This window comes from Frankia umida (assembly GCF_023242945.1).
In the GTDB taxonomy this organism is placed as follows: domain Bacteria; phylum Actinomycetota; class Actinomycetes; order Frankiales; family Frankiaceae; genus Frankia; species Frankia umida.
Genome location: NZ_JALKFT010000010.1, coordinates 146,227 through 169,940 on the forward strand (window position 1 = coordinate 146,227; position 23,714 = coordinate 169,940).

Below are 23,714 nucleotides of genomic sequence, written 5' to 3' on the forward strand. Positions count from 1 at the left end.
GGGACGAGCTTGAGATCGTGTGAAGGATCCATCGCCGCGGAGAGGAAACACACCACCGATGAGCACCCCCCTGTCCGAGCTCTCGGCCGCCGGAGTGGCGGTCTGGCTGGACGACATCAGCCGTCAGCGACTGCGCACCGGCAATCTCGCCGACCTGGTCGCCACCCGCGATGTCGTCGGTGTGACCAGTAACCCGACGATCTTCCAGAAGGCGATCGGTTCGGGCGATCAGTACTCCGAGCAGCTGCATGACCTGAAGGTCCGTGGCGTCGATGTCGGTGAGGCCGTTCGGGCGATCACCGCGGCCGACGTCCGCGAGGCCTGCGACGTGCTGCGTGGCGTGTACGACGCCAGCGGCGGGGTCGACGGCCGGGTCTCCCTGGAGGTCGACCCGCGGCTGGCTCACGACACCGAGCGCACCGTGGCCGAGGCCCGCGCGCTGTGGTGGCTCGTCGACCGGCCGAACCTGTTCATCAAGATCCCGGCCACCCTCGCGGGCCTGCCGGCGATCACCCGGGTGATCTCCGAGGGGATCAGCGTCAACGTCACCCTGATCTTCGGCCTGGAGCGCTACGAGGCGGTGATCGAGGCCTTCCTGACCGGTGTCGAGCAGGCCGTCGCCGCCGGGCGTGACGTCTCCGATCTCGCCTCGGTGGCGTCGTTCTTCGTCAGCCGGGTCGACTCCGAGGTGGACAGCCGCCTCGACAAGATCGGTACGCCGGCGGCGAAGGCCCTGCACGCCAAGGCCGCGATCGCGAACGCGCGCCTGGCCTACGAGCGATACGAGAAGATCTTCGGCTCGCCCCGCTGGGCGGCTCTGGCCGCCCAGGGCGCCAAGGCGCAGCGTCCGCTGTGGGCGTCGACCTCGACGAAGGACCCGTCGCTGCCGGACACGATCTACGTCACCGAGCTGATCGCCCCCGGCACCGTCAACACGATGCCCGAGGCCACGTTGCAGGCGTTCGCCGATCACGGCAGCGTGTCCGGAGAGACGATCCGGCCGAACTACGCCGACGCCCGGGCCGTGTTCGCCGCCCTCGCCACGGTCGGCGTCGATATCGATGATGTCGTGGAGACGCTCGAGGCACAGGGCGTCCAGAAGTTCGAGGACTCGTGGAAGCAGCTGCTCGACACGGTGGCCCAGCAGCTCGGCCGCTCCGATGCCGCCCGCTGACCGGCCCACGACGAACACGAAGGGGGATCGGGTGGCGTCCACGCTGAACTCCAACCCACTGCGGGATCCGCGCGACCGCAGGCTGCCGCGGCTCCCGGACGCCAGCGCCCTCGTGGTGTTCGGCGTGACCGGAGACCTCAGCCGCAAGAAGCTCATCCCGGCCGTGTACGACCTGGCCAACCGCGGTCTGCTGCCGCCGGGGTTCGTCCTGCTCGGCTTCGCCCGGCGCGACTGGGAGCACGGCGACTTCGCCCAGTTCGCCCGCGAATCCGCCGAGAAGGGGGCGCGTACCCCGTTCCGCGCCGAGGTGTGGGACCGGCTGGAGAGCTCGATCCGGTTCGTACCGGGCTCGTTCGACGATGATGTGGCCTTCGACAAGCTCTGCGCCACGCTGGAGGAGCTTGACCGCAGCCACGGCATCGGCGGCAACGCGGCGTTCTACCTGTCCGTCCCGCCGTCGGCGTTCCCGGTCGTGCTCAAGCAGATGCAGCGCACCGGCCTGGCCAACACCGGCGGCGACGCCTGGCGCCGGGTGGTCATCGAGAAGCCGTTCGGGCATGACCTCGGCTCCGCCCGCGAGCTGAACTCGCTGGTGGACGACGTGTTCACACCGGCCGGGGTGTACCGGATCGACCACTACCTCGGCAAGGAGACGGTACAGAACTTGTTCGCGCTGCGCTTCGCGAACACGTTGTTCGAACCGATCTGGAACTCGCAGTTCGTCGACTCGGTGCAGATCACCATGGCCGAGGATGTCGGCATCGGCACCCGGGCCGGGTTCTACGACGAGACCGGTGCCGCCCGCGACGTCCTGCAGAACCACCTGTTGCAGCTGCTGGCGCTCACCGCGATGGAGGAACCGGTCAGCTTCAGCGCGGAGACCATCCGCACCGAGAAGATCAAGGTTCTGCGCGCGGTGTCGCTGCCGGACGACCTGGCCCGCTACGCGGTGCGCGGTCAGTACGAGCAGGGCTGGCTCGCGGGCGAGCGGGTCGCCGGCTACCTGGACGAGAAGGACATCCCACCGGACTCGCGGACCGAGACCTACGCGGCGGTGCGCCTGGGCATCGAGACCCGGCGCTGGGCCGGTGTGCCGTTCTACCTGCGTACCGGCAAACGGCTGCCGCGGCGGGTCACCGAGATCGCGATCGTGTTCAAGAAGGCGCCGCACCTGCCCTTCGACCAGACCGACACGGCCGAACTCGGCAACAACCAGCTCGTCATCCGGGTGCAGCCGGACGAGGGTGTCACGCTGAAGTTCGGTTCCAAGGTGCCGGGCTCGGCGATGGAGGTCCGCGACGTCGCGATGGACTTCCTGTTCGGCGAGGCGTTCACCGAGGCGCTGCCCGAGGCCTACGAGCGGCTCATCCTGGACGTCCTGCTCGGCGACGCGACGCTGTTCCCGAACAACGCCGAGGTCGAGGAGTCGTGGCGGATCATCGACCCGCTCGAGGAGCACTGGGCGAGCACCACCCCGTTCCGGTACCGGGCGGGCAGCTGGGGTCCCACGGCCGCCGACGAGATGCTCGCCCTCGACAGCCGCCGCTGGCGGCGCCCATGATCGCCGCCGGGCATCCCACCGTCTCCGGACGCACCTTTGGACGCACCTTCGGACGTTCGTCCCGGGCGCAGTGCCGTCGCTGGGCGGAGAGGAGCATCTCGTGACCACACTGTGGGACACCACCGGATCCGATGTGGTCAAGGCGCTCGCGGCCGAACGGCGTGCGGCCGGGGCCCTCGCCTTCGGTCTGGCGCTCACCCTCGTCGCCGTCGTCGACGAGAAGAACGTCCGCGAGGCCGAGGCCGCGGCGACCCAGGCCGCGTCCGCGCATCCGTGCCGACTGCTGCTGGTCGTGCGCCGCCAGATCGACGCGCCGCATCCCCGGTTGGACGCGGAGGTGTCGATCGGCGGCCGGCTCGGCCCGGGCGAGGCCGTCGTCATGCGGATGTCCGGACGCCTCGCGCTGCACGCCGAATCGGTTGTGCTGCCCCTGCTCGCCCCGGACGCCCCGGTCGTCACCTGGTGGCATGACGAGCCGCCGGTCCGGATCGCCCACGACCCGCTCGGCGTGTTCGCCGACCGCCGCGTCACCGACGTCTCCCGGGCACCCGACCCGCTGGCCGCCCTCACCCAGCGGGCCACGGACTTCGCCCCGGGCGACACCGACGTCGCGTGGACCCGGCTCTCCCCGTGGCGGACCCTGCTCGCCGCCGCGTTCGACGCGGTCAGCGACCAGCCGACCGCCGTGACGATCAGCGCCGGACGGTCGAACCCGAGCGCCCAGCTGTTCGCCGGCTGGCTGCGCAACCGACTCGGCGTCGCGGTGACGGTGCGCGAGACCGGTGGCGACGCCACCATCGGTGGCGTCGCCGTCGAACTCGGCAGCGACCGCCTCGCGATCACCCGCACCGACGCCCATTCGGCGACGATCGCCCGTTCCGGCTACCCCGACCGGGTCCTGCCGCTGGTCGAAGGCGGCCTCGGCGAGCTGCTCGCCGAGGAGCTGCGTCGCCTCGACGACGACGTCACCTTCGCCGAGGCGCTCGGCACCTGGAGCAACCTGCCGAACCTGGCCGGGCGCAACCCGCATCGCGAGCACATCTGGCGCGACCCGATGCAGCACACCCCGGTTCCCGCCGGCGTGGGCGCGGCCACCGCGGCGGCCCCCACCACCCCCGCCGCGCCCTCGGCGCCGGCTCCCACGCCCCCCTCGGCGCCGACCACACCCTCGGGTGAGGGTCGTCCGGCGGCGGGACAGCCGAAGCCGACGCAACGTCCGGCGGCGGGACGGGCCACTCCCGGCGCACCGCGCCGCTCGGGGCCGGCCGGGCCGGCCTCGCGGGCCAGGGGCGGCGCATGACGGCCGAGCCCTTGCTCGTCCCGCATCCCGACGCGGGCGTTCTCGCCCGGGCCGTAGCCGCCCGGCTGATCACGGCCCTGGTCGACGGGCAGGCCGAGCGTGGCGAGGCGTCGGTCGTCCTGACCGGCGGTGGTATCGGCATCGCGCTGCTGCGCGCGGTGCGGACCAGCCCGGCCTTCGACGTGGTGGACTGGTCGCGGGTCGACGTGTGGTGGGGAGACGAGCGTTTCGTCGCGGCCGACTCCCCGGACCGCAACGAACGCCAGGCCCGGGAGGCGCTGCTCGACCATCTCCCGGTCGATCCCGCCCGGATCTTCCCGATGGGTCACCCGCGTGAGCCGGCCGCCGACGACGCCGCCGCGCTCAAGGCCGCCACGGTCGCCGCGGCGCAGTACGCCGAGCTGTTGGCCAGCCGGGCCGCGCCAGGGACGAACCTGCCCGTCTTCGATGTGGTCCTGCTTGGCCTCGGCCCGGACGGGCACGTCGCGTCACTGTTCCCGAACCTGCCCGGGGTGATGTCCACCGAGGCGGTCGTGGCCGTCGGGAACAGTCCGAAGCCGCCGCCCGTGCGGATCTCGCTGACGCTGGCGACGATCCAGTCGGCACGTCAGGTGTGGGTGATCGTCGCCGGCGAGGAGAAGGCGCAGGCGGTCGCGGCCGCCTTCGCCGGTGCCGGTCCGATCGAGGTTCCCGCGACCGGTGCCGTCGGTCGGGAGCGCACCCTGTGGCTGGCCGACCGTGCGGCCGCGTCCCGCCTGCCCACAGCCCGCTGACCCGGCCCGCCGCGGTCCGTCACGAGCACCAGCACGGCACGGCAGCGCACGGCACGGGGCGCACACGGCGCCGCCGCCCGGTGGCCACTGGGGCCAAGGCCCTGGTGGCCACCGGGCGGCGGTGGACAGCCTCCGATGGGTCAGGTGAGGATCTTCGTCTTGCCGCGCTCGTACTCGCCGTCCGAGATGACACCCTGATCGTGCAGGTGGGCGAGCTTGCCGAGCTCGTCGGCCCGACTCGTCCCGGCAGCCTCCCGCAGGTAGGACCGCCAGGCCTGCTCGTTACGTTCGGCGGCCGCACGGTTGCGCTCGTGCATGCTGCCGCCCCGGACGATCAGATAGGCGAGCACGCCCACCCAGGGCAGTATGATGATCGCCGCGGTCCAACCGGCCTTGGCCCATCCGGACATGTCGTGGCTACGGAACACATCCGTGATCACCGCGACCAGCAACCAGATCCACAGTACGAACGCGAAGAACCACAACATGTAGAGAAAGACGCTCAACAGCGGGAAGTCAGGATCCATGACCGTACCTCCAGTCGGGCGCGGCAGCTGCCGAACGCCCAGGTCCTGGTAATACCCGCGCAGCCCACCTGCCACGTCTGCGCGCGCCCTCCAGCCCTGAGGCCGGGAGCAGGACCACCGGGATCGACATGTTCGACCCCTGACCGCGCTAGTCGCCCACCCGCCGGAGCACGGCATGGCCGGACGAGGCCAGCGGGGACGCGGTGTAGCTGAACCTGACCGTGCCATCGGGCAGCGGGGTCAGCACGTCGGCATCCACCTCGGTGCATGACAGCGATCCGTTGGTGAGCCGCTCGCGAAAGCGGGCCGAGGTGGGGCCGCGTCCATCGGCGCTGATCGCGACCTCGTGGCTGCTTGGATCGTCATCGGCGCCCGTCGAGATCAGCACCAGGTCGCTGGTGCAGCCGTCACGAGGGTTGCGGGCGGTACCCACCGCCTCGCCGGCCCGTCCCGCCCGCAGCGTCACCGTGAGGGGAAAGGTGAGCGGTCCCTGCGTGACGGTGCCCTGCCAGCGTCCGATCAGGCCCGCCGGCACCGTCGCCGTGGCCGTGGCCGTCGACGAGGGGACGGGTGCCGCCCTGGGGGCGGGTGCTGGCGAGGGTGCGGACCCGCTGGCCGGCGCCGGTGTCGCGCTGGCGCTCGGTCGCTGGCGATCGGCGCCGGCGGGCTGACCATCGTCACCGAACAGCGCGAGGCCACCCGCGACGAGCGCCGCCACGAGCACCGCACCGGCAAGCAGCCATCGACCCGACCACGGCACCCGGCCCTGCTCTGGCCGCGCGGCTCCCCCCGGCGCCGGACGCCCCGCCGCCGCGAGCTCGTGGTCAGGCACCCCGGACCCCGGCGCGGCGATGATCGAGGAACCGGACCCAGCGGCCGCACCGGGACCGGAGGACGACGAGCGGGCCCACCGCAGGAGAGCCTCGGCGCCCTGGGCGTCCAGCCGGGTGGCCGGGGTCTTGGCGAGCAGGCCGGCGAGCGGATGGGCGAGCGGACCGGCACGGGTGAACGCGGGTGGTTCGGATCCGACGACGGCGCCGATGGTGGTCGGCAGGTCCTCGCGGGCGAACGGCGAATGGCCCTCGACGGCGAAGTACAGGCTCGCACCGAGGGAGAACAGATCACCGGAGAGCGTCGCGATGCCGTTGACGAGACGTTCGGGCGCCGAGTAGGCGGGCGTGCCGCCGCGGCTGAGCAGACGCTCCACGGCGACCAGGACGAGCGGTCCGGCCGCCTCGGCCCGCGTGGAGCGGTCGGGGATGGTCGGGTCGCCGGCCTGCGCGGCGATACCGAAGTCGGTCAGCAGCACGCGCCCGTCGTGGGCCAGCAGGATGTTGGACGGTTTCACATCCCGGTGCAGCACCCCGAGGCGCTGCCCGGCGACGAGGGCGTCCAGCACCGCCAGGCCGATCTCGGCGACGCGGGCGACGGCGAGTGGTCCATGCCGTTCGACGGTGGCCGCCAGGGTGTCGGCCGGCACGTGTTCCATGACGATCCACGGGAGACCGTCGTGTTCGACGGCGTCGTGGACGGTGACGACATGCGGGTTGCCGCGCAGCCGCGCGGCCGCGCGGGCCTCCCGCATCGCCGCCGCCATCTGCCCGGCGCGCTCGGCGTCGTCGAGGTCCGCCGGGAAGCGGATCTCCTTGAGCGCGACGTCGACCCGCAACAGCTCGTCGTGGGCATGCCAGACCGTGCCCATCCCACCGGCGCCAAGCCAGGCGCCCAGCCGGTAACGTCCTGCGACCAGCCGCCCGCCGCCCTCGCCGCCGGCCGTTCCGGCTGCCCCGACCACGCCGGCCGTTCCGACCACGCCGGCCGTTCCGACCACGCCGGCCGTTCCGACCACGCCGGCCGTTCCGTGACCGCTCTGGCCGGCCGTGTCCGGCTCAGTCACCACGCCAGCGCCATCCGCTGGGAGCGGCCCAGCCGCAGCCGCACCCAGCCGACCCGCATCGGGTGGGATCGCACCCGGTCAGGCACGCACCCGGTAGGGCTAGGAGGCACCCCGCAACTTCGCGAGGGCCTCAGCGAGGATCGCCTCACCGTCCTTCTCGTTGCGCCGCTCCCGGACGTACGCGAGATGCGTCTTGTACGGCTCGGTGCGAGGCGGGGCGGGGGTGTTCTCCCGGTCCCGGCCTGCCGGCAGCCCGCAGCTCGGGCAGTCCCATGTCTCGGGTACCGCCGCGTCCGCCGCGAACGACGGCTTGGTCTCGTGTTCGTTCGCGCACCAGAAGGAGATGCGCTGGCGGGGCGCAGTTTCGCCCCGCTCGGCCTCTCCCATTGGTCCGGCCCCGACCCGGCTCCCCCGAATGGCGTTGCCACCTGCCACGGCCCGCGTACTCCTTCGTCTCGTCCCATGGATTGCAGTTCGCCGACGCCTACCGGCCCCACCCGCCCCGGTGACTACCCACCGTGCGGACGACAGCCAGTCGAGCAAGCCCGACGTTCCCGGCACTCCCCCGGTTGTCCCTCCGGGTACGTCCTGGGGGGAGTGTAGGCCGCCACAGCCCGACGTGGATGCACCGACCACCCCAAGCCGGCCACGCACACCCCGGACGATAACCTCCCGACCCCTACCAACCCACCACGAGGTCAGCCGGAGCCGAGCGAGACGGCGGTGGGGTCGGCGGTGCCGATCGAGGGGACGATCGCGAACGTCGTGATGTTGGCGCTGTGCATCACCGGGGTGTGCACGACGACCAGGGGGATCACCGCGGCGCTGCCGACGACGGTCTGCTCGAGCTCCCCCCAGTCGGTGACCGCGTCGGTCTCGGAGGTCGCGCGCAGCGCGGCGTCCAGCTGCCGGCCAGCGGCGAGCTCACGGTAGCCGCCGTCGGCCGGCCGGGGGCCCACCCAGGTCTCGTCGAGCAGCGGCTGGAAGACCGTACGGCCGGCGTCGCCGTACCAGGCCGGGGTGATTCTGGTCAGCGCCAGGTCCCAGAACTGGCCGCGGGGCGCCACGGCGGCGGTGGTGTACCGCTCGCCCGTGCGAATCCGCACGTCCAGGCGGATCCCGGCGCGCGCGAACGCCGTCCGCAGGGCCTCGGCGACCGCGGCGTCCGCGGGACTGTCCGAGGTCAGCAGCGACAGGGCCGTCACCGGTCCGCCCGGGGTGGTGCTCAGCGCCTCCCGGCATCGCTGCGGGTCACCACTGTCGCCGGTGTCCGGGAACGGGTCGAGGTCGCTGAAACCGGTCATCGGCTCCTGCAACAGCCCGGTGGACGCGGTCGCGAGCTCCGGCCCGCCGAGCGCGTCCGCGAGTCCCGCGCGGTCCACGCAGTACGGCAGCGCCTGGCGGATCGTCGGTTCGCGCAGCGCCGCCGCGGACGGACCGTTCAGGCCGACGGTCAACGCCACCGTGGTACCGACCTCGTCGAGGGCGAGCCGGTTGTCCCTGGCCTTGGCGAGCTCCTTCGCCCGTGCGGTGGTGAGCACCGGATCGAGGGACATGTCCGCGTCACCGGTCTCGAGTTCCTGCAACATCGCCTCGGACGTCTGACCGTCGGTGATGGTGATGTGGTCGACCAGCGCCCGTCGGATCGCGTCCGAGGACGCGTTCCAGGACGGGTTGCGGGCCAGCCGGTAGCCGGGCGTGTCGTCGCGTGCCCCGGTGAACCGGTACGGCCCGGCCGAGATCAGGTTGTGCAGGTACTCCGAGGAGTTCGCCGGGTAGGCCAGCGCCTCCAACGGCGCCGGGGACGCCGCGGGCAGCGCCAGCACGTCGACGAAGTCGTTCACCGGGGCGAGCAGGTGAAAGGCCACCGTGTCGTCGCCGACGATCTCGACGCCCTCGATCGTGGTGCTCTCGATGAACGCCGCGGCATCGTCGGCCGGGGTGGCGGCAAGCTCGTCGCAGAACGACCGGAATCCGACGATCGTCGCGGCGAAGTAACCACGCAACGGCGACGGACTCGGCGGTGTGCACAGCCGCTTGATCCCACGGGCGACGTCATTGGCCGTGATCCGGCGCTGGTTCGGCGTGTCCCACCGGGCCGCCGCGCGCAGCCGCACCGTGTACACCAGCCCGTTCTCGGTGACCATCGGCGCGCCGACCGCCAGATCCGGACGCGGGACCGTCGACCGGGACGGAGCCGCGTCGCTCGGATAGCTGTAGAGCTGACGGGTTACCAGGCGGGCCACGGCCTGCTCAGCCGGCGTCGTGGCCCAGCCGGGATCGCCGCTGGGCATTCGCCCCGCGACGATGCGCAGGGTTCCACCGGGCTTGGCGACCGGCGCCGTGGTGGCCGCGGCCACCGCCGTGGGCGTCACGGAACTCGGCGGCTCACCACTGCCCCCACCGCCCCCACCGCCGCAGGCCGCACCCGCGACCAGCGCCAGCGCCGCGGCGAGCGCCACCGCCGCGTTTCGAAACGCCGCCGGCCGGTGAAAGCCGCGGCGAGCACGCGGAGAACTCAATTCTTCAGCAGCAGACCGAGACCGATAATGCACACGAACCACACACTGCCCACAATGATCGTCAATCGGTCGAGGTTCTTCTCCACCATCGACGACCCGCCGAGCGACGACGACACGCCACCGCCGAACAGCGTCGAGAGCCCACCGCCCTTCGCCCGGTGCAGCAGTACGAGCAGAATCATCAGAACGCTCGCGACAATCAGGGCGATCGACAGACCGATCGTCATTTCGGACCAGCTCCCGCTCCCAGGGGAGGCGGCAGAGCACCGCCACCCGGTTCAGTCGGGACGCCGCCACCGACGCCAACACCGACGCCGACGGCGCCAGGTCGCGTCCAGCGCCCCGCGTCCACGCTCATCTCACCCACGCTCATCTCACCCGCGGCCATCTCGCCCACGGGTAGAGACCGTCAGATGCGACGTGGTGGGTGATGCTACTCAGTGAAAGTACCGCACCCCCGCACACCGCCAACGCCCTGCGCGACCCGAATGCTCCCGACCACACCACCACCAGCACCACCAGCACCACCCCATCCCACCCCGCCCCTGTCCGCACCCGCCCTCCCCCACCGCCGCACGTCCGCGCCCACCGACGGCATGGGGAGGCCGACATCCGTGAACGATCCCGCCTCAGCGCCAGGGCGCACAGCCACAGGGCAACGACGGGCTCGGCGGCATCGACGGGCTCGGCGGCATCGACGGGCTCGGCCAGCCCCCGCCACCAAGTCCGCCCTGAACCAGGGCGATGACCACGCTCAGCCATGGCAGCAACCACGCTCGGTGCCGACCCTGCCGCCAGGCATCGGCGACACGCCGGACGCCCGCCAACCGCCGAGGGGTGTTCGGCGTGTCGGAGGCCCGACGACCGAACACCCCTCGGCATGACGTCAAACAACCCTCGGCATGACTGGATCACCGCGGCACACCGTGATCATCTCGGCCAGTGGCCGGGACACACCGCGATCACCGGGACACACCGCGATCACCTTGGCCACCAGCCGGGGCAGCGCGGGCGACAACGGACCAGCGCCGCCTCGTGTGGCGAGCGGGTCAGAACGGAAGCGGAAGCGGAAGCGGAACGCGGGCGCGTCCGGGGATCAGCCGGTGGGGCTGCTGCGGACGATGCCGACGAAGTCATCGGCGAGCAGGCTCGCACCGCCGACCAGGCCGCCGTCGATGTCGGGCATCGTGAACAGCTCGCCGGCGTTGGCCGCCTTGACCGATCCGCCGTAGAGCACCCGGATGCCGGCGGCGATGGTGCCGGTGTAGAGGTCGGCGAGTTTGCCGCGGATGGCGGCGCACATGTCCTGGGCGTCCTGGGCGGAGGCGGTGCGGCCGGTGCCGATGGCCCAGACGGGCTCGTAGGCGATGACGATCGAGGTGGCCTGCTCGGCGGTGATCCCGGCGAGCGAACCGGCCAGTTGGCCGAGCACGTGCTCGACGTGGGTGCCGGCGACCCGGATCGCCTCGACCTCGCCGACGCACAGGATCGGGGTGATCCCGACGGCGAACGCGGCCTTGGCCTTGGCGGCCACGGTGGCGTCGTCCTCGTGGTGGTCGGCGCGGCGCTCGGAGTGGCCGACGACGACGTACGAGCAGCCGAGCTTCGCGAGCATCGAACCGGCGATGTCGCCGGTGTGCGCGCCCGAGGCGTGCGCGGAGAGGTCCTGCGCGCCGTAGGCGAGCTTCAGTTTGTCGCCGTCGATGAGGGTCTGCACGCTGCGCAGGTCGGTGAACGGCGGGATCACCACGACGTCGACCGCCTCGAGTTCGGCGGGCTTGAGGTCGAAGGCGACCTTCTGTGTCAGCGCGATCGCCTCAAGGTGGTTGAGGTTCATCTTCCAGTTGCCGGCGACCAGCGTCCGGCGACCGCTACCGGTGGTCGGTTTCGCGCTCACGGTTCTACCCTTCTCGGTTCGTCCACGTCCCAGTGCCATGTGCTCGCCCCCGCGGGTGTCGTCGCTCAGACGTCAAGGGCGGCGAGGCCGGGCAGGGCCTTGCCCTCGAGGTATTCGAGGCTGGCACCGCCACCGGTGGAGATGTGGCTGAAGCCGGCGTCGGGGATGCCCAGGGTGCGCACGGCGGCGGCCGAATCGCCCCCGCCGACGACGGAGAAGCCGGGGCCGGCCGCGATGGCCTCGGCGACCCCGCGGGTGCCCTCGGCGAACGGGGCCAGTTCGAACACGCCCATCGGGCCGTTCCAGAAGACGGTGGCGGCGCCGGCGAGGCGGGCGGCGAACGCGGCGGTGGAGGCGGGGCCGATGTCCAGGCCGAGCCAGCCGTCGGGGATGGCGTCGGCGGCGACGGTCGCGGTGGCGGCGTCGGCGGCGAAGCGGTCGGCGACGACCACGTCGGTCGGCAGCACGATCCGGTCGCCGCCCTCGGCCAGCAGCGCCGAGCAGGTGTCGATCATGTCGGCTTCGAGCAGGGAGGCGCCGACGCCGTGGCCGAGCGCGGCCAGGAAGGTGAAGCACATGCCGCCGCCGACGAGCAGGGCGTCGACCTTCGGCAGCAGGGCGCGGATCACGCCGAGCTTGTCGGAGACCTTCGAGCCACCGAGCACCACCGCGTACGGGCGGGCCGGGTCGCTGGACAGCCGGCGCAGCACGTCGAGTTCGGCGAGCACGAGGCTGCCGGCGGCGTGTGGCAGGTGCTTGGGCACGTCGACGACGCTGGCGTGCGCGCGGTGCACGGCGCCGAAGGCGTCCCCGACGTAGAACTCGGCGAGCGCGGCCAGTTCGTCGGCGAACGCGGCCCGCACGGCGGCGTCCTTGCTGGTCTCACCCGGGTGGAAACGCAGGTTCTCCAGCAGCGCCACCTCGCCGTCGCCGAGGGCGGCGACGACCTTGCGGGCGTGCGCGCCGGCGATGTCGCCGCTACCGTCGCCAGCGAAGGTGACCGGGCGTCCGAGCAGTTCGGCCAGCCGGGCGGCGACGGGTTCGAGGGAGTACTTCGCGTCCGGTTCGCCCTTGGGCCGACCCAGATGGGAGGTGACGATCACACGCGCGCCCCGGTCGAGCAGCGCGGTGATCGTCGGGAGGCTCGCCCGGACCCGGCCGTCGTCGGTGATGCGCGGGGTGTCTCCCGTGCGGTCCAGCGGGACGTTGAGGTCGCAGCGGACCAGAACACGGTGCCCGGCGACCTGCAGGTCGTCGATCGTCCTCACTCTGTGTTACTCCAGGGTTCGGGCCGGCTGGCCGGCGACGACGGACGGGCGGCAGTGACGCGGCGGGCCCGGTCGGACCGGGCCCGGCCGCGTGAACGAGCGAGGTGCGTGAGCGAAGTACGCGAACGAGGTGCGCGAACGAGGTGGACGAACGAGCTAGAGGCGGGCGCCGACGAGCGCGGTCAGGTCGACCAGGCGGTTGGAGTAGCCCCACTCGTTGTCGTACCAACCGATGACCTTGACCTGGTTGCCGGCGGACATCGTCAGCAGCGAGTCGAAGGTGCAGGAGGCCGGGGTGTTGACGATGTCGGAGGAGACGATCGGGTCCTCGGTGTAGACGAGGTAACCCTTGAGCGGACCCTCGGCCGCCGCCTTGAACGCCGCGTTGACCTGCTCCTTGCTGGCCGGCTTCGCCAGCGTCGCGACGAGGTCGGTGACCGAGCCGTCGAGCACCGGCACGCGCATGGCCAGACCGTCCAGCTTGCCCTTGAGCTGCGGCAGGACGAGCGAGGTGGCCTTGGCGGCACCGGTGGTGGTCGGGATGATGTTCTGCGCGGCGGCCCGGGCCCGGCGCAGGTCCGAGTGCGGGAAGTCCAGGATGACCTGGTCGTTGGTGTAGGCGTGCACCGTGGTCATCAGGCCCTGGACGATGCCGAACGCCTCGTCGAGGACCTTCGCCATCGGCGCCACGCAGTTGGTGGTGCAGGAGGCGTTGGACAGGATGTGCTGCGTGGCCGGGTCGTAGGTGTCGTCGTTGACACCCATGACGATGGTGATGTCCTCGTCCTTGGCCGGCGCCGAGATGATGACCTTCTTCGCGCCCGCCTGCAGGTGCTGGGCCGCGTCGGCGGCCTTGGTGAAGCGGCCGGTGGACTCGATCACGATGTCGACACCGAGCTCGCCCCACGGCAGCGCGGCCGGGTTACGCTCGGCGAGCACCTTGATCACCGAGTCGCCGACCTTGATGCCACCGTCGGTGACGCTGACCGGCGCGGCCAGCGTGCCCAGCGTCGTGTCGTACTTCAGCAGATGCGCGAGCGTCTTGCTGTCGGTCAGGTCGTTGACGGCGACGATCTCGAGGTCGTTCCGCTTGCTCGCCGCGAGCGCCCGCCAGAAGTTACGGCCGATCCGCCCGAAGCCGTTGACACCCACCCTTGTCGCCACGTCCTGAACTCTCCCTACCGTCGTGTGTCTCGTCGTTTTGACCGTCACGACACCGTTGCGCCATGACGCCGTTCGGTATGACGTTGTCGAGGGAGGAGCCTAACGAGTTCGCACATCATCGGCCGCAATCCGAACCGTGCGGTGTTGGTCTCCTCACACATGGCCGCATTTCCGCCACCCGGGACGACCGCGGACCAACGGCACCGGACCGCCGCCGCCGATCGGCCCCCACCCTGCTCGGACGGACCCCGAGCCAGCGACGATCCGATCCGCGGACCGACCGTGGCCGGGCCCGGCCGCCCGGCGGACAGCCCGGACAGGGACCACCACCCCGCCCCCTGTGGGCGATCACGATGGTGCCATCCCGGCACATTATTCCACTGCCGGTCGGGCCTGTTGATCAGCCTGGCGCGGCGTTGTCGGCCATGGTCCGGACCGGTCCCGACCGGACTCGTCAGGAGCACAATTCCGCGAACAAAGATCGAACGGAATGCCCGAAATGGACCGAATGACACGAGGGCTTGTCAGGCGTTCTCCAGCAGATCCGGTGAGACGCTCGCCTCCGTGTTCGGGATGCCCAGGGCGTTCGCCCGCTTGTCGGCGAGCGCCAGCAGCCGACGAATCCGCCCGGCCACCGCGTCCTTGGTCAACGGCGGGTCTGCGAGCGCGCCCAGTTCCTCCAGGGACGCCTGGGCGTGCTCGAGACGTAGCCGTCCCGCGGCCAGCAGGTGTTCGGGGGCGTCCTGACCGAGGATGCGCATCGCGGCCTGGACCCGGGCCCCGGCCGCGACCGCCGCTCGCGCCGACCGACGCAGGTTCGCGTCGTCGAAGTTGGCCAGTCGGTTCGCGGTCGCCCGGACCTCCCGGCGCATCCGCCGTTCCTCCCAGGCCAGCAGGCTGTCGTGCGCCCCGATCCGGGTCAGCAGCGCCCCGATCGCGTCCCCGTCGCGGATCACCACCCGGTCCACCCCGCGCACATCGCGGCTCTTGGCCTGCACACCGAGCCGCCGCGCCGCGCCGACCAGCGCCAGCGCCGCCTCCGGCCCGGGCGAGGTGACCTCCAGCGAGCAGGACCGCCCCGGTTCGGTGAGCGACCCGTGGGCGAGGAACGCGCCCCGCCAGGCCGCCGCGGCGTCACAGGCCGAACCGGTGACGACCTGCGGCGGCAGCCCACGCACGGGCCGGCCACGCTGGTCGAGCAGCCCGGTGGAGCGGGCCAGCTGTTCCCCGTCGCGTTCGACCCGCACGATGTAACGCACCGAGCGCCGCAACCCGCCCGCGGCGAGCACCGCCACGGTGGACGGGAAGCCGAACACCTCGGCGACCTCCCGGCGCAGCCGCCGCGCGGTCGCCCCCGTATCCAGCTCCGCCTCGACGACGATCCGGCCCCCGACGATGTGCAGACCGCCGCCGAAACGCAGCAACGCCGCCATCTCAGCCCGCCGGCAGCAGGGTTTAGCGACCCGCAACCGACTCAGTTCATCCTTGACGGTGGCCGTCATCGCCGCCACACCGATCACTCCTTGGCTTCACCAGATGAGGTCCGGCGGACGGCTCCGCCAGACGAAGGGCACCCGGACCGGGCGGCCCCGCCGACCGCCACCGCGGTCGTCTGCCGGGCCGAGTGCCTCGGATCTCCGTCCGCGAACACCGCCTGGAAGGCGGCCGCGAGCCGGATCGGATCGTGGATGGGCGCGCCGGGCACCCGTACCGGCGCCAGGTGCAGCCGGGCGCCCAGCAGAGCGGCCGCGGCCGCGAGCGGGGCGGGATCGGGCACCGCGGTGGGATCGGCGAGCACCACGTCCAGACGCAGTCCGGGCACGTGCCGGCGCAGCGCGTCGAGATGGGCCTGCGGGGTGTAACCGGCGGTCTCCCCTGGCTGCGCTGCCAGGTTCAGCACCATGAGCGTACGTCCGCGCGCCGAGGTGATCGCCTGACGCATCCCGGGCACCAGCAGATGCGGCAGCATGCTGGTGTAGAGCGAGCCCGGGCCGAGTACCAGCCAGTCCGCCGCCCGCGCGGCCGCCACCGCCTCCCGGCAGGGCACCGGTGCGGCCGGCGCGACCCGCAGCCCCACCACCCGGCCGGTCGTGGTGGCCACCGCCGCCTGCCCGCGGACCTCGGCGGTCACCTCCGGCTCGCGCGGATCAAGCCCGGCGACATCGGCGACGATGTCGATGCCCGCCGTCGCCAGCGGCAGCACCCGGCCCCGTACCCCGAGCAGCGCGGCGGCCAGGTCCAGGGCTGCCACCGGCGATCCGGTGCGTTCGGCGAGGCCGGTGAGCACCAGGTTCCCGACCGCGTGTCCGGCCAGCGGACCGGGCCCGCCGAACCGGTGCTGGAACAGGTCGGCCCAGGTCGCCGGGTCACCGTCGGCGCCGGCGAGGGCCGCCAGCGCCATCCGCAGATCGCCCATGGGCAGGGCGCCGAGCTCACTGCGCAGCCGTCCCGACGAACCACCGTCATCACCGACGGTCACTACCGCGGTCAGGGCCGGGGTCAGTCGGCGCAGTGCCGCCAGGGAGGCGGCCAGACCGTGCCCGCCACCGAAGGCGACCACCGCCGGTGGCAGTCGGGCCTCGTCGTCCTCGTCGTCGAAACGGCTCACGCTCACTCCCGACCCAGGTCGCGGTGCACGACGCGAACGCCGATGCCGTCGGCGGCCAGACGCGCGCCGACCTGCTCGGCGATGGCGACGCTGCGGTGCTTGCCGCCGGTACAGCCGACCGCGAGGGTGAGGTACCGCTTGCCCTCGCGGGCGAACCCGTCGCCCATCAGATGCAGCAGCGCCGCGTACTGGTCGAGGAACTCCCGCGCGCCCGGCTGGGCGAGCACGTAGTCGCGGACCTGCGGGTCCCGTCCGGTGTAGGGGCGCAGCTCCTCGACCCAGTGGGGGTTGGGCAGGAAGCGGCAGTCGGCCACGAGGTCGGCGTCCAGGGGCAGCCCGTACTTGTAGCCGAACGAGACGACGGTGGCGTTGAGCCGGTGGGTACGCGGCTGACCGAACGCGGCGTCTATCTTCGCCCGCAGTTCGTGGACGTTGAGGTCGGTCGTGTCCAGCACCAGGTCGGCCTCGCCGCGTAGTTCCGCGAGCAGTGTGCGCTCACGTCCGATGCCGTCGACGACCCGGCCGTCGCCCTGCAGCGGATGCGGCCGGCGGACGTGGTCGAACCGGCGGATCAGCGCGTCGTCGCTGGCCTCCAGGAACAGCATCCGGGGCTGCATGCCCCGGGTGTCCAGCGCCGCGACCGCCGCCCGCAGGTCGGAGAAGAACGCCCGCCCGCGGACGTCGACGACGACGGCGATCCGGCTGACCGCCCCACCGGAACGATGCCCCAGTTCGGCCATCGTGGACAGCAACGCGGGCGGCAGGTTGTCGACGACGAACCAGCCGAGGTCCTCCAGGCACTTGGCGGCCGTGCTGCGGCCGGCGCCGGACAGCCCGGTGATGATGGCCAACTCGAGGGTCGGTGTGGTCATGGCGTCCGTCCCGCGTCGGCGTGGTCGAGGATCTCACCGGTCATCGGGTCGACGGCCGGGGCGGGCGCCGCGGGTTGCCCCGGCGCCGTGCGGGCGAGGGCCGTCACGATCGCCGCGGCGGTGCGCGGACCGATCCCGGAGACCTGAGCGAGCTCCTCCGCGCTGGCCGCGCGGATCTTCGCGACCGAACCGAACGCCCGCAGCAGCGCCTTGCGCCGCGTCTCACCGAGGCCTGGCACCTCGTCGAGCGCGGAGGCCACCATCGCGGTGGAACGCTTCTGCCGGTGATAGGTGATCGCGAAGCGGTGTGCCTCGTCCCGCACCCGTTGTAGCAGGTAGAGGCCCTCGGATGTGCGCGGGAGGATCACCGGTTCGTCGCTGTCGGCAAGCCAGACCTCCTCCAGCCGCTTCGCGAGTCCACACAGTGCCACTCCGCCCGGCCCGTCGTCGATGCCGAGGTCGTTCAACGCCCGCGCGGCCGCCGCGACCTGCGGCGCCCCACCGTCCACGACGACGAGGTTCGGTGGGTAGGCGAACCGACGGGGACGTCCGGTGTCCGGATCGAGCGGCTGCCCACCCACGGCCGGCTCCCCCGCCGACCCGGCCGGGCTGGCTGAACTGGCTGAACTGGCTGAACTGGCTGGGTCGGCCGGGTCGGTCAGCTCCGCGGGCACCTCGCCGCTGGCCGGGATGCCGGCGATCTCACCGGTGCGCGACTGTTCGGCGAGGTAGCGGGAGAACCGTCGGTGGATCGTCTCGTACATGCTCGCGACGTCGTCCTGACCGCGGGCCTGCGCCCCCGAGGCGCCCCCACCGCTGTCTCCCGCGGCACCGGCGCCGCCGGCGAGCCCCCGGATGGAGAACCGGCGGTACTCGGACCTGCGGGCCAGGCCGTCCTCGAACACGACCATGCTGGCGACGATGTTGGTGCCCTGGGTGTTGGAGACGTCGAAGCACTCGATGCGCAGCGGCGCGTCCGGCAGGTCCAGGGCCTCCTGGAGTTCGGCCAGCGCGCGGCTGCGGGCGGTCAGGTCACTGGCCCGTTTCGTGCGGTGCAGGGCCAGCGCCTGACTGGCGTTGCGCTGCACCGTCTCGAGCAGGGTCCGCTTGTCGCCCCGCTGCGGGACCCGCAGCTCCACCCGGCCGCCGCGGACCACCGCGAGCAGTTCGGTCACCGCCTGGACGTCCGGGGGCAGCACCGGTAGCAGGATCTCGCGGGCGACACCGGCGCCCTCGACATCCACGCTGGCAAGCCCCGTGGGCCGGCGCGCGTCCCCCCGCACACCGCGGCCACCCACCGGACCGTCCGCGGCACCCGCCGGACCGTCCGCGGCACCGTCGACGTGAGCGGTGTCCTCGGCGCCGGGGATGGCGGGTGGTGCGATGCCCTCGAGGTAGTCCTGGGTGAGGAACTGCTCGACGAGGTCGGCGGTGGTCACGTCCTCGACCTTGTCGACCACCCAGCCACGCTGGCCGCGGACCCGCCCACCCCGGACGTAGAAGATCGCGACCGCGGCCTCCAGATCGTCCTCGGCGAAGGCGATCACATCGGCGTCGGTGCCGTCGGGCAGCACGACCGCCTGCTTCTCGATCGCGCGGCGCAGCGCACCGGCGTCATCGCGCAGCCGGGCGGCCCGCTCGTATTCCTGGGCCGCCGCGGCGGCGCGCATGTCCTGCTCGATGCGGCGCAGGAACCGGCCCGTCTGGCCGGACATGAAGTCGCAGAAGTCCTCGACGATCGCCCGGTGCTCGGCGGCGTCGACCCGTCCGACGCACGGCGCGCTGCACCGGTCGATGTAGCCGAGCAGACACGGCCGGCCCACCTGCCCGGCGCGGCGGAACACCCCGGCCGAACAGGTCCGCGCCGGGAACACCCGCAGCAGCTGATCCAGGGTCTCCCGGATCGCCCAGGCATGGACATACGGCCCGAAGTACCGCACGCCCTTGCGCTTTGGCCCCCGCATGACCTGCAGGCGCGGGAACTCCTCGTGAAGGGTCACGGCGAGACTCGGATAGCTCTTGTCATCGCGGTAGCGGACGTTGAACCGCGGGTCGAACTCCTTGATCCAGGTGAACTCGAGCTGTAGTGCCTCGACCTCGGTGGCGACCACCGTCCACTCGACACCGCAGGCCGTCCGCACCATCTGCTGGGTGCGGGGATGCAGCGTGTGCGGGGCGGCGAAGTAGTTCGCGAGCCGGGAGCGCAGGTTCTTGGCCTTGCCGACGTACAGCACGCGGCCATGCTCGTCACGGAAGCGGTAGACGCCGGGGGTCTCGGGGATCGACCCCGGCGCAGGCCGGTAGGACGCCGGATCAGCCATGAACCGAGCCTACGGCGACCATCATCCTGGACGGGCAGCACCTGCACGTAACCATTTCATCACGCATAGCGTGCGACCTGGTCGGCGGGGGTCCGGTTCCCGACGTCGGGACGGTCCGGCAGCGCCTCAGCAATCGAGGACGTAAAGTGATCACATCCACACCTTCCGGTGTTCGGGGCTCTCCCGCTGGCGCCCGACGCGCGAGGCTGCGACCCTCGACACACCGGATGGCGAACCGAGGGAGCCAGCACGTGTTTGGAAAGGACGTCACCGCGGAGTTCGTCGTGGACGACGGCGCCAACAGCGGGCGGGTGACGGTGTTCCAGATCTGCTGGCGGGCCTGCGATCCGCTGGCCGTGTCGCTGACCCTGATATCCCGACCGGAGCACCCCGCCCTGCCCCAGGGTCACTGGGTGGCGCCACGTGACGCGCTGCGCACAGGCCTGGAGCGCACCGTCGGCGACGGCGACGTGCGCATCGGCCCCGACCCCGAGCAGCGCGGCATCCGCCTCGACCTGGCCGACGGCGAGAAGAGCAAGGTGGTCGTGCTGGCCACGGCGCCGCTGCGCCGTTTCCTCGACCGCACCGAGCGGCTCGTGCCCACCGGCCAGGAGCACACCGAGCAGGAGCTCGACACCGTGCTCGCCGACCTCCTCCAGGACTGACCGCCGCCCGCGCCGCGGCCAGTCGCCGCGGCGGCCGACCGGCACCGGCGCGGCGGGCGCGGCCTTAGCGGGCCGCGGCCTCGGCGACGCGTTCGCGCCGGATACCCGCGCCCTCGCCATCTTCGCCCCCGACACCTTCGCCCCCGGCACCTTCGCCCCCGACACCGCCGCCCTCGACACCGCCACCCCTGGCACCCCGGCCGCCACCGTCCGTACCGGCGACCCGGCCGCCACCGTCCGTACCGGCGACCCGGCCGCCAAGAATCTCGCGCAGGAACACCGCGGTATGGCTTTCAGTGACCGCGGCCACACTTTCCGGTGTGCCCTGTGCCACGACCCGACCGCCGCCGGTGCCACCCTCGGGACCCATGTCGATGACCCAGTCAGCGGTTTTGATCACGTCGAGGTTGTGCTCGATGACGATGACGGTGTTGCCCGCGTCGACCAGCCGGCCGAGTACCCCGAGCAGTTTGCGAATGTCCTCGAAGTGCAACCCGGTCGTCGGCTCGTCCAGGACGTAGACGGTGCGGCCGGTGGAGCGGCGCTGTAGTTCGGCGGCGAGTTTCACCCGTTGCGCCTCGCCACCGGACAGCGTCGGTGCCGGCTGGCCCAGCCGGACGTACCCAAGCCCGACGTCGTTGAGGGTGCGCAGGTGACGGGCGATCGCCGGCACCGCGGCGAAGAACTCGGCGGCCTCCTCGATCGGCATGTCGAGCACGTCGGCGATGCTGCGGTTCTTGTAGTGCACTTCCAGGGTCTCCCGGTTGTAGCGCGCACCGTGGCAGACCTCACACGGCACGTACACGTCCGGAAGGAAGTTCATCTCGATCTTGATGGTGCCGTCGCCGGAGCAGGCCTCACATCTGCCGCCCTTGACGTTGAACGAGAACCGGCCGGGCTGGTAGCCGCGCACCTTCGCCTCGGTCGTCTCGGCGAACAGCCGGCGGACGTGGTCGAACACGCCGGTGTAGGTGGCCGGATTCGATCGCGGGGTGCGCCCGATCGGCGACTGGTCGACCCGGACGGCCTTGTCCAGCTCCTCGAGGCCGCTGACGGTGCGGTGGCGGCCCGGCACCTCGCGGGCGCCGTTGAGCCGGTTCGCGAGCACCGCCGCGAGGATGTCGTTGACCAGCGTCGACTTGCCCGACCCGGACACACCGGTGACGGCGACGAAGCAGCCGAGCGGGAACGAGACCGTGACATCGCGCAGGTTGTGCTCCCGGGCCCCGTGCACCGTGAGCGAGCGACCCTTCGTCGGAACACGGCGGATGTCAGGGACCGGGATCTGCCGACGCCCCGACAGGTAGGCGCCGGTCATCGACTCCTCGCTGGCCAGCAGCTCCTCCACCGGCCCGGACACGACGACCCGCCCGCCGTGCTCGCCGGCACCGGGACCGATGTCGACCACCCAGTCGGACGCGCGAATCGTGTCCTCGTCGTGCTCGACGACGATGAGGGTGTTGCCAAGGTCACGCAGACGCTCGAGGGTCTGGATGAGCCGGCGGTTGTCCCGCTGGTGCAGGCCGATGGACGGCTCGTCCAGCACGTACAGCACGCCGACGAGCCCGGAGCCGATCTGGGTGGCGAGCCGGATGCGCTGCGCCTCCCCGCCGGCCAGCGTGCCCGCGGCCCGGTCCAGCGAGAGATAGTCCAGACCGACGTCGAGCAGGAACGACAGCCGGGCGTCGACCTCCTTGAGCACCCGACCGGCGATCACCTGCTCCCGCTCGGTGAGTTCCAGGCCGCGCAGGAACTCGGCGCACTCCCCGATCGCCATCCCCGACACCTCGGCGATCGAACGCGCCCCGAGGGTGACCGCGAGCGACTCGGGCTTGAGCCGCGCACCGCGGCACGTCGGGCACGGCACATCGCGCATGTACCCCTCGTACCGCTCGCGGCTGCTGTCCGACTCGGCCTCGCGGTGGCGGCGGCCGATGAAGCCGATCACACCTTCGAAGGACGCGTAGTAGGACCGCTTGCGCCCGTAGCGGTTGGTGTAGCCGACGTGGATCTCGGTGTCGCCGCTGCCGTGCAGCACCGCCTTGCGGGCCCGCTCGGGCAGCCCCTCCCAGGGCGTGTCCATCCGGAAGCTGAGGTCCTCGGCGAGCGCGGTGAGCAGCCGCTCGAAGTACTCCTTGTTGTGCCCACCGGCCCACGGCGCCACCGCGCCCTGCGCCAGCGACAGCGTCGGGTCGGGAACGACGAGCTCCGGGTCGACCTCCTTGCGGGTGCCGATGCCGGAGCAGTCCGGGCAGGCGCCGTAGGGCGAGTTGAACGAGAACGACCGCGGTTCCAGCTCCTCGAACGACAGGTCGTCGTACATGCAGGCCAGATGTTCGGAGTACATCCGCTCGCGGTCGGGATCGTCAGCGGGCCGGTCGACGAAGTCGACGAGCACCAGGCCCCCACCCAGACGCAGCGCGGTCTCCACCGAGTCGGTCAGACGCTGCTTGGCCGACGCCTTCGCCGCCAACCGGTCGACGACGACCTCGATGGTGTGCTTGCGCTGCTTGGCGAGCTTGGGCACGTCGGTGAGGGCGACGACGTCGCCGTCGACCCGGGCGCGGGCGAAGCCGGAGCTCTGGAGCTCGGCGAACAGGTCGACGTACTCACCCTTGCGCCCGCGCACCACCGGGGCGAGCAGCTGGAAACGGGTGCCCTCGGGCAGCTCGAGCAGCCGGTCGACGATCTGCTGGGGCGTCTGCCGGGCGATCGGCCGCCCGCATTTCGGACAGTGCGGGCGGCCCGCGCGGGCGTAGAGCAGCCGCAGGTAGTCGTACACCTCGGTGATCGTGCCGACGGTGGACCGCGGGTTGCGCGAGGTCGACTTCTGGTCGATGGACACCGCCGGGGACAGGCCCTCGATGAAATCCACATCCGGCTTGTCCATCTGACCGAGGAACTGGCGGGCGTAGGCCGACAGCGACTCGACGTAACGCCGCTGCCCCTCGGCGAAGATCGTGTCGAAGGCGAGGCTCGACTTGCCCGATCCCGACATTCCGGTGAAGACGATCAGCCCATCCCGGGGCAGGTCAAGGTCAACGTCGCGGAGGTTGTGCTCACGCGCGCCACGCACGACAAGTCGGTCGGCCATCGTCGATCCCTCATGATCTTCCGGAAATCGGACCTGGGCGGGTGTCGCCATGCTACGGATGGGGTCCGACA

The 23,714-nt window shown here is 71.9% G+C and carries 18 protein-coding genes; 5 read left to right on the plus strand and 13 right to left on the minus strand.

Annotation, left to right across the window (positions count from 1 at the left end; genetic code table 11):
• Positions 1-58: 58 nt before the first annotated feature.
• The 4 genes from tal to pgl all read left to right on the plus strand — a co-directional run bounded on the left by tal (position 59) and on the right by pgl (position 4,808).
• Entirely contained in the window at positions 59-1,174 is a 1,116-nt protein-coding gene (gene tal, locus MXD59_RS12505) for a transaldolase (RefSeq protein ID WP_248824823.1), read from the plus strand.
• A 31-nt stretch (positions 1,175-1,205) separates the two neighbouring features.
• Entirely contained in the window at positions 1,206-2,735 is a 1,530-nt protein-coding gene (zwf, locus tag MXD59_RS12510) for a glucose-6-phosphate dehydrogenase (RefSeq protein WP_248824824.1), read from the plus strand.
• 100 nt (positions 2,736-2,835) lie between these two features.
• Positions 2,836-4,035 (plus strand): glucose-6-phosphate dehydrogenase assembly protein OpcA, encoded by a 1,200-nt coding sequence (locus tag MXD59_RS12515; RefSeq protein ID WP_248824825.1) that lies wholly within the window; start codon positions 2,836-2,838, stop codon positions 4,033-4,035.
• Entirely contained in the window at positions 4,032-4,808 is a 777-nt protein-coding gene (pgl, locus tag MXD59_RS12520) for a 6-phosphogluconolactonase (RefSeq protein ID WP_248824826.1), read from the plus strand. Before MXD59_RS12515 ends, pgl begins: the two co-directional genes overlap by 4 nt.
• 140 nt (positions 4,809-4,948) lie before the next feature.
• On the opposite strand, the gene MXD59_RS12525 is transcribed toward pgl, so the two are convergent.
• The 12 genes from MXD59_RS12525 to uvrC all read right to left on the minus strand — a co-directional run bounded on the left by MXD59_RS12525 (position 4,949) and on the right by uvrC (position 19,884).
• Positions 4,949-5,335, minus strand: coding sequence for an SHOCT domain-containing protein (locus MXD59_RS12525; protein ID WP_163550755.1), 387 nt, complete (start codon positions 5,333-5,335; stop codon positions 4,949-4,951).
• A 148-nt stretch (positions 5,336-5,483) separates the two neighbouring features.
• Entirely contained in the window at positions 5,484-7,235 is a 1,752-nt protein-coding gene (locus MXD59_RS12530) for a serine/threonine-protein kinase (RefSeq protein WP_248824827.1), read from the minus strand.
• 96 nt (positions 7,236-7,331) lie between these two features.
• Positions 7,332-7,667, minus strand: a complete 336-nt coding sequence (locus MXD59_RS12535; protein WP_163550672.1) for an RNA polymerase-binding protein RbpA — start codon at positions 7,665-7,667, stop codon at positions 7,332-7,334.
• A gap of 263 nt (positions 7,668-7,930) precedes the next feature.
• Positions 7,931-9,694 (minus strand): ABC transporter substrate-binding protein, encoded by a 1,764-nt coding sequence (locus MXD59_RS12540; protein ID WP_248824828.1) that lies wholly within the window; start codon positions 9,692-9,694, stop codon positions 7,931-7,933.
• 56 nt (positions 9,695-9,750) lie between these two features.
• Positions 9,751-9,981 (minus strand): preprotein translocase subunit SecG, encoded by a 231-nt coding sequence (gene secG / locus MXD59_RS12545; RefSeq protein ID WP_163550674.1) that lies wholly within the window; start codon positions 9,979-9,981, stop codon positions 9,751-9,753.
• Between the two features lie 869 nt (positions 9,982-10,850).
• Positions 10,851-11,690 (minus strand): triose-phosphate isomerase, encoded by an 840-nt coding sequence (gene tpiA, locus MXD59_RS12550; RefSeq protein WP_248824829.1) that lies wholly within the window; start codon positions 11,688-11,690, stop codon positions 10,851-10,853.
• A 26-nt stretch (positions 11,691-11,716) separates the two neighbouring features.
• Entirely contained in the window at positions 11,717-12,919 is a 1,203-nt protein-coding gene (locus tag MXD59_RS12555; RefSeq protein ID WP_163548980.1) for a phosphoglycerate kinase, read from the minus strand.
• Between the two features lie 156 nt (positions 12,920-13,075).
• The gene (gene gap, locus MXD59_RS12560) at positions 13,076-14,083 is read right to left on the minus strand and encodes a type I glyceraldehyde-3-phosphate dehydrogenase (RefSeq protein ID WP_163548981.1); all 1,008 of its coding nucleotides are present in this window, start codon (positions 14,081-14,083) and stop codon (positions 13,076-13,078) included.
• Positions 14,084-14,607: 524 nt separating this feature from the next.
• Positions 14,608-15,594 (minus strand): DNA-binding protein WhiA, encoded by a 987-nt coding sequence (gene whiA, locus MXD59_RS12565; protein WP_163548982.1) that lies wholly within the window; start codon positions 15,592-15,594, stop codon positions 14,608-14,610.
• 5 nt (positions 15,595-15,599) lie between these two features.
• Positions 15,600-16,691 carry a gluconeogenesis factor YvcK family protein gene (locus MXD59_RS12570; RefSeq protein ID WP_217451568.1) on the minus strand — a complete coding sequence of 364 codons (1,092 nt, stop codon included), beginning with the start codon at positions 16,689-16,691 and terminating at the stop codon, positions 15,600-15,602.
• A 2-nt stretch (positions 16,692-16,693) separates the two neighbouring features.
• The gene (gene rapZ, locus MXD59_RS12575) at positions 16,694-17,563 is read right to left on the minus strand and encodes an RNase adapter RapZ (protein ID WP_163548983.1); all 870 of its coding nucleotides are present in this window, start codon (positions 17,561-17,563) and stop codon (positions 16,694-16,696) included.
• Positions 17,560-19,884: an excinuclease ABC subunit UvrC gene (gene uvrC / locus MXD59_RS12580; protein WP_248824830.1), complete on the minus strand. Its 2,325-nt coding sequence runs from the start codon at positions 19,882-19,884 to the stop codon at positions 17,560-17,562. The genes rapZ and uvrC overlap by 4 nt, the downstream gene beginning before the upstream one ends.
• Before the next feature lie 251 nt (positions 19,885-20,135).
• Here uvrC and MXD59_RS12585 point away from each other — a divergent pair, with 251 nt between their 5' ends.
• Positions 20,136-20,549, plus strand: a complete 414-nt coding sequence (locus tag MXD59_RS12585; RefSeq protein WP_248824831.1) for an SsgA family sporulation/cell division regulator — start codon at positions 20,136-20,138, stop codon at positions 20,547-20,549.
• A 64-nt stretch (positions 20,550-20,613) separates the two neighbouring features.
• Here MXD59_RS12585 and uvrA read toward each other — a convergent pair whose 3' ends face one another.
• Complete coding sequence (uvrA, locus tag MXD59_RS12590) at positions 20,614-23,643, minus strand: excinuclease ABC subunit UvrA (protein WP_248824832.1); 3,030 nt, start codon at positions 23,641-23,643, stop codon at positions 20,614-20,616.
• Between the last annotated feature and the right edge of the window lie 71 nt (positions 23,644-23,714).

What these genes read in the sequence shown, in the direction of transcription:
- uvrC (WP_248824830.1), bottom strand. Translation starts at nt 19,884, where the DNA reads ATGGCTGATCCGGCGTCCTACCGGCCTGCGCCGGGGTCGATCCCCGAG.
- secG (WP_163550674.1), bottom strand. Translation starts at nt 9,981, where the DNA reads ATGACGATCGGTCTGTCGATCGCCCTGATTGTCGCGAGCGTTCTGATG.
- tal (WP_248824823.1), top strand. Translation starts at nt 59, where the DNA reads ATGAGCACCCCCCTGTCCGAGCTCTCGGCCGCCGGAGTGGCGGTCTGG.
- uvrA (WP_248824832.1), bottom strand. Translation starts at nt 23,643, where the DNA reads ATGGCCGACCGACTTGTCGTGCGTGGCGCGCGTGAGCACAACCTCCGC.
- MXD59_RS12525 (WP_163550755.1), bottom strand. Translation starts at nt 5,335, where the DNA reads ATGGATCCTGACTTCCCGCTGTTGAGCGTCTTTCTCTACATGTTGTGG.
- pgl (WP_248824826.1), top strand. Translation starts at nt 4,032, where the DNA reads ATGACGGCCGAGCCCTTGCTCGTCCCGCATCCCGACGCGGGCGTTCTC.
- tpiA (WP_248824829.1), bottom strand. Translation starts at nt 11,690, where the DNA reads ATGGCACTGGGACGTGGACGAACCGAGAAGGGTAGAACCGTGAGCGCG.
- rapZ (WP_163548983.1), bottom strand. Translation starts at nt 17,563, where the DNA reads ATGACCACACCGACCCTCGAGTTGGCCATCATCACCGGGCTGTCCGGC.